At 71.2% G+C, this 10,967-nt stretch carries 11 protein-coding genes; 8 read left to right on the top strand and 3 right to left on the bottom strand.

The window, feature by feature from the left end:
* Positions 1-90: 90 nt before the first annotated feature.
* Positions 91-1,272, top strand: a complete 1,182-nt coding sequence (locus ACWD3C_RS10140; RefSeq protein WP_451142076.1) for a 4-hydroxybenzoate 3-monooxygenase — start codon at positions 91-93, stop codon at positions 1,270-1,272.
* Positions 1,273-1,384: 112 nt separating this feature from the next.
* Positions 1,385-1,978, top strand: coding sequence for an Rv1733c family protein (locus ACWD3C_RS10135; RefSeq protein WP_451142074.1), 594 nt, complete (start codon positions 1,385-1,387; stop codon positions 1,976-1,978).
* Between the two features lie 22 nt (positions 1,979-2,000).
* Here the strand turns inward: ACWD3C_RS10135 and ACWD3C_RS10130 are convergent, their stop codons facing one another.
* Positions 2,001-3,344: a serine/threonine-protein kinase gene (locus ACWD3C_RS10130; protein WP_451142072.1), complete on the bottom strand. Its 1,344-nt coding sequence runs from the start codon at positions 3,342-3,344 to the stop codon at positions 2,001-2,003.
* 331 nt (positions 3,345-3,675) lie between these two features.
* Between ACWD3C_RS10130 and ACWD3C_RS10125 the strand changes: the two genes are divergently transcribed.
* The 3 genes from ACWD3C_RS10125 to ACWD3C_RS10115 are packed head-to-tail and all read left to right on the top strand — an operon-like array spanning position 3,676 to position 6,177.
* Positions 3,676-5,031, top strand: a complete 1,356-nt coding sequence (locus ACWD3C_RS10125; protein WP_451142070.1) for an MBL fold metallo-hydrolase — start codon at positions 3,676-3,678, stop codon at positions 5,029-5,031.
* 40 nt (positions 5,032-5,071) lie between these two features.
* Positions 5,072-5,434, top strand: coding sequence for a rhodanese-like domain-containing protein (locus tag ACWD3C_RS10120; protein WP_451142068.1), 363 nt, complete (start codon positions 5,072-5,074; stop codon positions 5,432-5,434).
* Positions 5,431-6,177 carry a sulfite exporter TauE/SafE family protein gene (locus ACWD3C_RS10115; RefSeq protein WP_451142066.1) on the top strand — a complete coding sequence of 249 codons (747 nt, stop codon included), beginning with the start codon at positions 5,431-5,433 and terminating at the stop codon, positions 6,175-6,177. The genes ACWD3C_RS10120 and ACWD3C_RS10115 overlap by 4 nt, the downstream gene beginning before the upstream one ends.
* A gap of 42 nt (positions 6,178-6,219) precedes the next feature.
* Here ACWD3C_RS10115 and ACWD3C_RS10110 read toward each other — a convergent pair whose 3' ends face one another.
* Complete coding sequence (locus ACWD3C_RS10110) at positions 6,220-6,507, bottom strand: metal-sensitive transcriptional regulator (protein WP_322725570.1); 288 nt, start codon at positions 6,505-6,507, stop codon at positions 6,220-6,222.
* A 79-nt stretch (positions 6,508-6,586) separates the two neighbouring features.
* Here ACWD3C_RS10110 and ACWD3C_RS10105 point away from each other — a divergent pair, with 79 nt between their 5' ends.
* From ACWD3C_RS10105 to ctaF, 3 genes are all read left to right on the top strand, one after another.
* Positions 6,587-7,174, top strand: coding sequence for a rhodanese-like domain-containing protein (locus ACWD3C_RS10105; RefSeq protein ID WP_451142064.1), 588 nt, complete (start codon positions 6,587-6,589; stop codon positions 7,172-7,174).
* A gap of 103 nt (positions 7,175-7,277) precedes the next feature.
* Complete coding sequence (gene ctaD / locus ACWD3C_RS10100) at positions 7,278-8,945, top strand: aa3-type cytochrome oxidase subunit I (protein WP_451142062.1); 1,668 nt, start codon at positions 7,278-7,280, stop codon at positions 8,943-8,945.
* Positions 8,942-9,412 (top strand): aa3-type cytochrome oxidase subunit IV, encoded by a 471-nt coding sequence (ctaF, locus tag ACWD3C_RS10095; RefSeq protein ID WP_451142060.1) that lies wholly within the window; start codon positions 8,942-8,944, stop codon positions 9,410-9,412. Before ctaD ends, ctaF begins: the two co-directional genes overlap by 4 nt.
* On the opposite strand, the gene qcrB is transcribed toward ctaF, so the two are convergent.
* Positions 9,337-10,953 (bottom strand): cytochrome bc1 complex cytochrome b subunit, encoded by a 1,617-nt coding sequence (qcrB, locus tag ACWD3C_RS10090; RefSeq protein ID WP_451142058.1) that lies wholly within the window; start codon positions 10,951-10,953, stop codon positions 9,337-9,339. The genes ctaF and qcrB overlap by 76 nt on opposite strands.
* Positions 10,954-10,967: the final 14 nt, after the last annotated feature.

Here is a 10,967-nt window from a genome sequence, read left to right as displayed (position 1 = left end):
TCACCAGACGAACAAGCCAGGCTCAGCGCACAGGCCCGCTCCCCGGAGGACCAGGGGACGCGGGCCCGTCCTCGACGACGAGGAGAACTCATGCACACCACCGTCGGCATCATCGGCGGCGGCCCCTCCGGGCTCCTGCTCGCCCGGCTGCTGCACAACGCCGGGATCGACAGCGTGGTCCTGGAGCGCCGCGACCGGGCGTACGTCGAGCAGCGGCAGCGCGCCGGAATCCTGGAGCAGGCCACCGTGGACGTCCTGCGCGCCGCGGGCGCGGGGGAGCGGCTGGACCGCGAGGGCATGCCCCACGACGGCATCGAGCTGCGCTTCGGCCGCCGCGCCCACCGGGTCGACTTCCCCGTGCTGACCGGCGGGCGCCGGGTGTGGGTCTACGCCCAGACCGAGGTCGTCAAGGATCTCATCGCCCTCCAGCTCACCGACGGCGGACCGCTGCACTTCGAGGCCGAGGTGCACGCCGTCGAGGGAGCAGACACGGACCACCCGTCCATCCGCTACACCCACGAGGGCCGCGAGCAGACCCTGACCTGCGACTACGTGGTCGGCTGCGACGGTTTCCACGGCGTGGCCCGCCAGGCGATCCCCGAGGGCGTGCGGACGACGTACGGGCGGACATACCCGTACTCCTGGCTGGGCATCCTCGCCGACGCCCCGCCGGTCTACGACGAGCTGATCTATGCCCACTCCGAGCGCGGCTTCGCCCTGGCCAGCATGCGTTCCGAGTCCGTCAGCCGGCTCTACCTCCAGGTCCCGAACGGCACCGACCCCGCCGACTGGCCGGACGGGCGGATCTGGGACGAGCTGGACGCCCGCCTCGCCCTCGACGCGAACGCCGACTGGCGGCTGGGGCGCGGCACCGTCACCGCCAAGTCGGTCCTGCCGATGCGCAGCCACGTCACGGAGCCCATGCGGTACGGCCGCGTCTTCCTGGCCGGGGACGCCGCCCACATCGTGCCGCCCACCGGCGCCAAGGGCCTCAACCTGGCCGCCACCGACGTCATCGTCCTGGCCCGCGCCTTCGCCCACCTGAAGGAGACCGGCTCGGCCGCCCTGCTCGACGCCTACTCCGACACCTGCCTGCGCCGTGTGTGGCGGGCTGAGCACTTCTCGTACTTCATGACCACCACCCTCCATGCCGCCCCCGAACAGTCCCCCTTCGAGACGAAGCTCCAGCTCTCCCAGCTCGACCGCATCGCCACCTCGGAGCACGCGGCGGCGGAACTGGCGGAGAACTACACGGGTCTGCCCCTCACCTGACCGCCCGGGCCGCCGGGGTCCGCACACCGGGACATACGGCACCCAGCACGACCGCCCCTCCAGGCGCACACTGGAAGAGGGCGGTTGGTGCTCGTGATGGGGGTGTCGGCCGATGGCGGAGAAACAGGGGATGACACATCCCACCAGAGTGAGACGGTGGAGGTGGCGGCGCAGTCCGCTCAGGAGGCCCCTCGACCTGGTGGAGGCCTGGGTCCTGCTCGCCGCCTGGACCCTGGCCCTCGTGGGCGGCGTCCTCGCCGGGGTGGTGTCGGGCATCGCGGCCGACCGGAGCTTCGCGCAGCAGCGCGTCGATCGTCAGCAGATCGCCGCGACCGTCGTCGAGGGCCCCAAGGACGCCGAGTCCGAACAGGCGATTTCCGACGAGCGGGTCTGGGTCACGGTCCGGTGGACGGCGACCGACGGCACGAAATACACGAACCGCACCCTGGCGGCGGGCGACACTCGGGCCGGGGACCGCGTCACGGTGTGGACCGACGGTCACGGCACCCTGACCGCGCCGCCCCTCGGCCCCACGGAGGCGTTCCTGGAGTCCTCCCTGCTCGGCGTGCTGGCCACGGCCACCGTGTGCGGCGCCGTATGGGTCTCGGCACAGGGCGTACGCGGATGCCTGGAGCGCAAGCGCATGGCGCGGTGGGACGAGGAATGGGAGCGCATCGACACACAGTGGGGCCAGACCGCCGGCTGATACGGCACGGGTGCCGATGGAATCAGTCGTCTTCTTCCTCTTCGTCGTCCTGGTCCCGCTCCCTGTCCCGCTCCCTGTCCTTCCGCTGTTTCTCCGCCTCCTTGCCGTCGTCGGTCTTCTCCTGCGTGTTCTGCGTCTCCTGGGTATCGACCGGGGCGGCGGTCGAGGGTTCCGCAGGGGTGGGGGAGGCCGGTTCCGTGGCGGGGGCGGTGGCCGTGCCGCTCGGTTCGGTCGGCGTGACCTCCGCCGAACTGCGGTCGGGCGCGAACACGAGCATGCCGACGAGCATCGCGCCCACGAAGAGCACCACACCGGCGACCACGCCCGCCGCTTTCTTCTGGTGGGCGCCGAGCCTGCGGACTTCCGGCCCGCTCCGGCGCCGTACACCTCGGTGGGAGTGGCTCGTGGGCAGGACGTACGTGGTCGCGGGGCCGGTCCCGCCCGGAGCCACAGGAGCCACAGGAGCCACAGGGGGCGACGCGGGAGGCACAGGAGGCGCGGAAGTCACAGCCTGTTGCCGGGGCGCCGGTGTGGCGTCGGGCAGGGGCTGAGGGCGGCCCTGCCAGGAGCCGGAGGCGAACCAGTCGGCGGCCTGGTCGGCGGTGGGCCGGTTCTCGGGCTGCTTGGCGAGGAGACCGAGGAGGTAGTTCTCGAAGGCGGGCGGGAGGGCGACACTCAGCTCGCGGGGCGGTACGGGGGCCGCGTCGAGGTGCTGATGCAGGATCGCCACGGCCGTGTCGGCATGGAACGGCGGGAGACCGGTGAGGAGCTGGTAGAGCACACAGCCGAGGGAGTACAGGTCGGAGGCGGGCCCCGCGGTCTGCCCCAGGGCACGTTCGGGCGCCAGGTACAGGCTGGTGCCGACGATCTGCCCCGTGGCGGTGAGGGCGGCGCCGGGGTCGTCGAGGAAGCGGGCGATGCCGAAGTCCCCGATCTTGAGGGTGCCGTCGGCGTCCAGCAGGAGGTTGGCGGGCTTGATGTCCCGGTGCACGATGCCCTGCCGATGGGCGGCGGCGAGCCCGGCGGCGGCCTGGGCGGCGATCTGGGCCACCCGGTCGGCGGGCAGCGGGCCGGAACCGGAGAGGACACGGGCGAGGCTGGGGCCCTCGACGAGTTCCATGACCAGGAAGAGCCGGTCCTCGAACGCGCCGAAGTCCAGCACGCCCACCACATGCGGGTGGTTGAGCCGGCCGGCCGTCTGCGCCTCCAGACGGAAGCGCGAGGCGGCGGTGGGGTCGGAGTCCTGGGGGAGCAGGAGCTTGACGGCCACCGCTCTGGCGAGCGTCTCGTCGTACCCCCTCCAGACCTCGCCCATCGCGCCCCGCCCGATGGCGTCGTGCAGTTGGTACCGGCCCGCGATCAGCACCTGTCTATCACCCTCATGCCGTGAGACGTATCGACGGCTGCAGGCCGTAACTCACCGCGCGTGAACGGGTGATGGTGGGGGAGCCGCAGCCGCCCCAGCCTACCGGCCCCGTGCCCCGACCCGTACGCCCTACCTGCGAGAACGGTGATCCTCGGTGGCGCCTCCGGCGGCCGGGGCCCGCACGACGCACGTCCTGCCCACCCGGACTCGGTACCCACGTCTGACGCCGTGCTTTCTGGGAACTCGGACTCATGTAAATACCCCCGGGGGTACTCGTGCTAGGGTCTTCCGTATACCCCCCGGGGTAATTATCCCGTGAAAGGAGTGCCAAGTGTTCTTCGTCGACACCATCGAGCTGGCGGGGCTCGGCAACCGCAGCTACCTCGCCGGCGGCGCGCGGACGGCCGTGGCCGTGGACCCGCCCAGAGACATCGACCAGGTGATCGCGGCGGCGGCGCGGCGCGGCGTGCGGATCTCGCACGTCGTCGAGACGCACATCCACAACGACTACGTCACCGGGGGCCTGGAGCTCGCCCGGGTCAGCGGTGCCGTCTACCTCGTACCGGCCGGGGCGAGCGTGTCCTTCGAGCGGGTCGCGGTGCACGACGGCGACACCGTGGAGGTCGACTCCGGTCTGACCCTGCGGGCCATCGCCACCCCCGGCCACACCCCGCACCACACCTCGTACGCGCTTCAGGAGAACGGCGCCGCTGCGGCGGTCTTCACCGGCGGGTCCCTGCTGCTGGGCTCGGTCGGCCGCCCCGACCTCGTCGAGCCGCGGCTCACCGAGCGGCTGGCGCGCGCCCAGTACGCCTCCGCGCACCGGCTCGCCGAGGAACTGCCCGACGAGACGGCGGTGTTGCCCACCCACGGCTTCGGCAGCTTCTGTTCCGTGGGGCAGGCCGAGGGCGAGGCCACCACGATCGGCAAGGAGAAGTCGGTCAACGCGGCACTTCTGCAGGACGTGGACACCTTCGTCGCCGAACTGCTGGCCGGTCTCGACGACGTGCCCGCGTACTACGCCCACATGGCCCCGGCCAATGCCGCGGGCCCCGCGCAGGTCGACCTGACACCGCCCGCGGTCGCCGACGCCCAGGCGATCGCCGCCCGGCTGGCCGCCGGGGAGTGGGTGGTGGACCTGCGAAGCCGTGTCGCCTTCGCCGAGGGGCATGTGGCGGGGGCCTTCAACTTCGAGGCCGAGGGCCAGGTCGCCACGTATCTGGCCTGGATGATCCCGTGGGGCGAGCCGGTGACCCTGCTCGCCGGGTCGCCCGAGCAACTCGCCGCGGCTCAGCGCGAGTTGGTGCGGGTCGGCATCGACCGCCCGGCTGCCGCGGCCGTCGGTGAGCCCGCCGAGTGGATCCGGGAGGGTGAGTCGCTCGCCTTCTTCCCGCGCGCGACCTTCGCCGGCCTGGCCAAGCGCGAGGCCGACGTGGTCGTGCTCGACGTCCGACGGGACTCCGAGCGCGCGGGCGGCCATGTCGCGGGGTCGGTGCACATCCCGATCCACCAGCTGTACAGGCGGCTCGACGAGGTTCCCGAGGGCGAGGTGTGGGTGCACTGCGCGGGCGGCATGCGCGCGGCCATCGCCGCCTCCCTTCTCGACGCCGCAGGCCGTGAGGTGGTCGCCGTGGACGACGGCTTCGCCGCCGCCGTCGAGGCGGGGCTCACCGTCACCACCGGCTGAGCGCCGGGCACCGGTCCGCACCAACGACGAGGAGTGACCCATGGTTCTGTTCCGACGTGGCCCCGGCCGGGTCGACGTCCGGGAAGCGGCCGCGCGCACGGCCCCCGACGGCGACGCCGTCCTGCTGGACGTCCGGGAACCCGACGAGTGGAACGCCGGACACGCGCCGCACGCCGTCCACCTCACGCTGGCGGCGCTCACCGCAGGCGCCGAGCTGCCGTCAACCGCCCACGGCCGCCCGCCCGTTGTCATCTGCCGTTCCGGCAACCGGTCCCGTCGGGCGGCCGAGATCCTCGTACGGCGCGGTGTGGACGCCGTCGATGTGATCGGCGGGATGCGGGCCTGGGCCGAGGCCGGGCTCCCGGTCGTCGACCGGCGCGGTGACGGCGGCTCGATCGCGTGAGTGTCCTGCTCCTCGCCCTGGCCGCCGGCGGAGTCGTCGGGCTGGCGCTCGGGGCGCTCGGCGGCGGTGGCAGCGTCCTGGCCGTCCCCGCCCTGATCTACCTGCTCGGCTTCACCCCGGTCGCGGCCACCACCGCGAGCCTGCTCATCGTCACCGTCACCTCCGTCACCGGCCTGGTCGCACACGCCCGCGAGGGCAACGTCCGCTGGCGTACGGGAAGCCTCTTCGCCCTCGCGGGGATCGTCCCGGCCATGGTCACCGCGGTTCTCGCCGCCGACGTCCCCGGGGCCGTGCTGACCGCCGTCTTCGCTCTTCTCGCGCTGCTGGCCGCGCTGCGGATGCTCCGCCGGCCGGCCACCGTCGACGGCGGCCGACCCCTACGGCCCGCACGAGCCGCCGCAGCCGGCGCCGGGCTCGGCGCGGTCACCGGGTTCCTCGGCGTCGGCGGCGGCTTCCTCGCCGTACCCGCGCTGGTGGGCGTCCTCGGCCTGCGGATGCGGGTCGCGGTGGGCACCAGCCTGCTGGTCATCTCGGTCAACTCGCTGGCCGCGCTCGCGGGCCGGGCGGGCACGGCGGGCGGGCTCGACTGGGCTGTGATCGCCCCGTTCGCCGGAGCGGCCGTCCTCGGCGCGTGGGACGGGAAACGGCTGAGCGGACGGGTGTCCGGGGGTGTGCTCCAGCGCCTCTTCGCGGTGGTGCTGCTGGCGGTGGCCGTGTTCATGCTGGCCGACGCGGTCGTATGAGCCGGGTGCCAGGACGGCCCGTGCGCCACGCGGCACGACGGCTCAGGCCAGCGACAGAAACAGCTTCTCCAGCCGCGCCCGCATCGCGTCGCGGTCCTCCTCGGGCTTCTCGCTGCCCTCAATGCCGGTCAGACACTGCTGCAGACCGGTGGCGATGATCGCGAAGCCCGCCCGGTCGAGCGCCCGTGACGCGGCGGCCAGCTGCGTGACGACCTCCTCGCAGTCGCGCCCCTCCTCGATCATCCGTATCACCCCGGAGATCTGGCCCTGAGCCCTACGCAGCCGGTTGAGCACGGCTCGTAGTTCGGCGCCCGCGAGATCCAGTTCCACGCTCATCTCCTTCAGAAATACCCCTAGGGGTAAGCTACCCCCCGCTTCGGGGCATCGTCGACAACCAAGGATGACACTCATGACCACCACCCCTCCCACCCTCGACACCGACCAGGCCCGCGCCCGCCTCCCCGAACTGACCGTGATCGACGTGCGCACCCCCGCCGAGTACGCCTCCGGCCATCTGCCCGGCGCCCTGAACGTCCCCCTCGACGACCTCCGCCGTGCCCTGCCCGCGATCAAGGAGGCCGCCGCGCACGGCGAACTCCTCGTGGTCTGCGCCTCCGGGGCGCGTTCCGAGAACGCCTGCAAGCTCCTCGCCGAGCAAGGCATCACCGCCACCACCCTCGTCGGCGGCACCGGCGCCTGGGCCGCCGACGGCCACGACCTGCACCGCCCCGAGGGCCACACCCGCATGGTCTGGGGCATGGAACGCCAGGTGCGGTTCACCGCCGGCTCGATCGTCCTGCTCGGCCTCGCACTCGGGGCCCTCGTCCACCCCGCCTTCCAGTTGCTGTCGGCGGGCATCGCGGCCGGCCTGGTCTACTCCGCGCTCAGCAACACCTGCGGCATGGCGCATCTCCTCGGCAAGCTGCCCTTCAACCGCCCACGCGGCGCCGACCTCGACGCGACGCTCGCTGCACTGAAGGCGGCCCGCCAGGGCTGAGGGCGCGGCACCCCATGAGCGTGAGCTGGGGCCCGGGGAGCCTGGAACACGCCCGGACCGCAAGGGCGACATGTCCGGGATGCCCGTGGGTACTCTGCTGCGCATGGCGGTGGACGACAGGGGGGTGACCCCGGCGCGGCAGGCGCCGTCGCGTACGCGTACCGGCCGGACCCTGGGGCGGGCGCTGCTTCGCTGGGCGACGACCACCGACCACAAGGTGATCGGCAACCTCTACCTGGTCACCTCCTTCTCCTTCTTCCTGTTCGGCGGAGTCCTCGCCCTGCTGATGCGGGCCGAACTCGCCCGCCCCGGGCTGCAACTGTTCACCAATCACCAGTACAACCAGCTCTTCACGGTGCACGGCACGGTCATGATGCTGCTGTTCGCGACCCCGCTGTTCGCCGGGTTCGCGAACGCCCTGATGCCGCTGCAGATCGGCGCGCCGGACGTCGCGTTCCCGAGACTCAACGCCCTGTCGTACTGGCTGTACCTGTTCGGCGGTCTGATGGTGGTCGCCGGGTTCCTCGTGCCCGGGGGAGCGGCGTCGTTCGGATGGTTCGCCTACGCGCCGCTCAACAGCGCCGTCCGGTCGCCCGGTGCGGGCAGTGACCTGTGGACCATGGGCCTGGTGGTGACCGGCGTCTCCACCACGCTCGGCGCGGTCAACTTCATCACCACCATCCTGTGTCTGCGCGCCCCCGGCATGACCATGTTCCGGATGCCCATCTTCACCTGGAACGTGCTGTTCACCTCGATCCTGATCCTCCCCGCGTTTCCCGTGCTCACCGCGGCCCTCCTCGCCCTGGAGGCGGACCGGAAGTTCGGCGCCCACATCTTCGACGCCACGAACGGCGGGGCGTTGCTGTGGCAGCACATGTTCTGGTTCTTCGGGCACCCGGAGGTCTACATCGTCGCGCTGCCGTTCTTCGGGATCGTCTCCGAGATCATCCCGGTGTTCAGCCGCAAACCGATCTTCGGATACATCCCGCTCATCGGCGCGACCATCGTGATCACCATGCTCTCCGCGGTGGTGTGGGCGCATCACATGTTCGCCACCGGGGCCGTGCTGCTGCCGTTCTTCTCGCTGATGTCCTTCCTCATCGCCGTGCCGACGGGCGTGAAGTTCTTCAACTGGATCGGCACCATGCTGCACGGCTCGCTGTCCTTCGAGACACCCATGCTGTGGTCCATGGGCTTCCTGGTGACGTTCCTGCTCGGCGGCATGAGCGGAGTGCTCATCGCCTCGCCGCCGCTCGACTTCCACCTCACCGACTCGCACTTCATCGTGGCGCACCTGCACTACGTGCTGTTCGGCACGGTCGTGTTCGCGATGTTCGCGGGCTTCTACTTCTGGTGGCCCAAACTCACCGGCAAGATGCTCGACGAACGCCTCGGCAAGATCCACTTCTGGACCCTCTTCATCGGCTTCCAGACCACGTTCCTCGTCCAGCACTGGCTCGGCCAGCAGGGCATGCCGCGCCGGTACGCGGACTACCTGTCGGCGGACGGCTTCACCCTCCTCAACACCGTCAGCTCCCTCGGCGCGTTCCTGCTCGGCCTGTCCACGCTGCCGTTCCTCTACAACGTGTGGCGCACGGCCCGTTACGGCAAGCGGGTGCACGCCGACGACCCCTGGGGCTTCGGCCGCTCCCTGGAGTGGGCGACCAGCTCGCCACCGCCGCGCCACAACTTCACGGCGCTGCCCCGCATCCGCTCCGAGTCACCGGCGTTCGACCTGAATCACCCTCAGATCGTGAAGGAGGAGCGGTGAGGACCGAGGCCTGGCTGTTCACCGGCGTGGCGGCCTTCTTCGGCGGCACCGCCGTAGGCTACGGCTGGTGGTCGCAGGAGCCCGCCGGTACGGCCGTACTGACCATCGCCTTCCTGATGGCCGCGCTCGTCGCGTTCTTCCTCCATGTGCAGTACCGCAGGCGGGGCCGCCGCGCCCAGGACCTGCGGGACGCGGAAGTCATCGACACCGCGGGCCCGTTGGACTTCTTCCCGCCGCACAGCCCCTGGCCGATCACCATCGCCGCGGGCTCGGTCGTCCTGGCGCTCGGCGTGGTCTACGGCCTGTGGCTCGCCCTCCTCGGCCTCGGTGTGCTCGGGCACGGGGTGCTCGGCATGGTCTTCCAGTACGCCGGACGCGCGGGCCGGCCCGGTCAGAGCTCGCGCGAGGTCTCGGAAGACTCCTCCAGCTCGCCCTCGGGCTCCTCCCCTTCGACCCGGTCGCCGTAGTACCAGGAACTCAGCGTGTCCCGCAGCCGCTGCAACTGCGGCACGTCGCCGCCGGGTTCCGCGGGCGCGAGGGGCCGGGGCAGTTCCCGGGTCCGCAGGACGTACTGCCGCCCCTCGTCCAGCGGCTCGTGACCCTCGGTGTATCCGCCGGCGAGCGACTGCCGTACGTCTCCCGTCTCTTCGCCCTCGGTGAGCTTCTCCAGCTCGGACTCCCGCAGAGCGAGGCAGACCCGTTTGGTCACCGTGAACGCGAGCGGCGGCAGCACCACCAGGGTGATCCGGAACACCCAGGTCAGCGTATTGAGCGAGATGTCGAAGGTGTACGCGAGGATGTCGTTGCCGCCGGCCGCGAGCAGGATGCCGTAGAAGACGATCGCGGCGACCCCCAACCCGGTGCGGACGGGGTTGTCCCGTGGGCGGTCGCAGAGATGGTGTTCCTCGTGGTCCCCGGTCAGCCACTTCTCGAAGAACGGATACGCGTACAGCACGGCGAAGAGCGCGCCGGGCAGCACCACCGCGGGCAGCAGGACGTTCCACATGACGGTGTGCCCGGCGACCGTCGTCTCCCAGGGCGGCACGATCCGCAGCGAGCCCTCCAGAAACCCCACGTACCAGTCGGGCTGCGAGCCCGTCGACACCTGGTCGGTGCGATAGGGGCCGTACGCCCAGATCGGGTTGGTCTGCGCCACCCCGGACATCAGGGTCAGCACCCCGAAGACGATGAAGAAAAGCCCTCCCGAGCTCGCCGTGAACTGGGGGAACATCGGCTTGCCGACGGCGTTGCGGTTCGTCCTGCCGCGCCCCGCCCAGTGGGTGTGCTTCAGGTAGAAGACCAGGATCAGATGGACGGTGATGAGCGCGAGCAGCAGTCCCGGCAGGAGCAGGATGTGCAGCGAGTACAGCCGCGGGATCATGTCCTCGCCCGGGTACTGCGCCCCGAAGGCGAAGAAGCTGACGTACGTCCCGACGACCGGGATCGACAGCATGATGCCCTGCGCGATGCGGAGCCCCGTTCCGGACAGCAGGTCGTCGGGGAGCGAGTAGCCCGCGAAGCCCTCGGAGAGCGCCAGCACGAACAGCGTCACACCGATCACCCAGTTGGCCTCGCGCGGCCTGCGGAACGCGCCGGTGAAAAAGACCCGCAGCAGATGCACTCCAACGGCCGCCAGGAACACCAGGGCGGCCCAGTGGTGCAGCTGGCGCATCAGCAGCCCGCCGCGCACGTCGAAACTGATGCGCAGAGTCGACTCGTACGCCTCCGACATGCGCACCCCGGCGAGTGGCCGGTACGAGCCGTCGTAGACGACCTCCGTCATGGACGGGTGGAAGAACAGCGTCAGCCAGACGCCCGTCAGTAACAGGACGATGAAGCTGTAGAGCGCCAGCTCACCCAGCAGGAACGACCAGTGGTCGGGGAAGGCCTTGCGCAGCAGGCCACCGCCCTCGCTGATGGGCAGCCGCCGGTCCAGTGCGTCGGTGGCGCGCTCCGCACCGCGCCGGGCCCGGGCAGCGGCCCGGGCCCTCCTCGTCCTGAAGAACACGGAACACGGGTCCC

The sequence above is a fragment of the Streptomyces sp. NPDC002845 genome, assembly GCF_053591955.1.
The sequence above is the reverse complement of the archived record's forward strand: the minus strand, read 5'-3'. Positions and strand labels throughout refer to the sequence as shown.

Excerpts from the sequence above, each read along its gene's own strand:
- ctaD (WP_451142062.1), top strand. The coding sequence starts at position 7,278 with ATGGCGGTGGACGACAGGGGGGTGACCCCGGCGCGGCAGGCGCCGTCG.
- ACWD3C_RS10105 (WP_451142064.1), top strand. The coding sequence starts at position 6,587 with ATGACCACCACCCCTCCCACCCTCGACACCGACCAGGCCCGCGCCCGC.
- ACWD3C_RS10140 (WP_451142076.1), top strand. The coding sequence starts at position 91 with ATGCACACCACCGTCGGCATCATCGGCGGCGGCCCCTCCGGGCTCCTG.
- ACWD3C_RS10135 (WP_451142074.1), top strand. The coding sequence starts at position 1,385 with ATGGCGGAGAAACAGGGGATGACACATCCCACCAGAGTGAGACGGTGG.
- ACWD3C_RS10120 (WP_451142068.1), top strand. The coding sequence starts at position 5,072 with ATGGTTCTGTTCCGACGTGGCCCCGGCCGGGTCGACGTCCGGGAAGCG.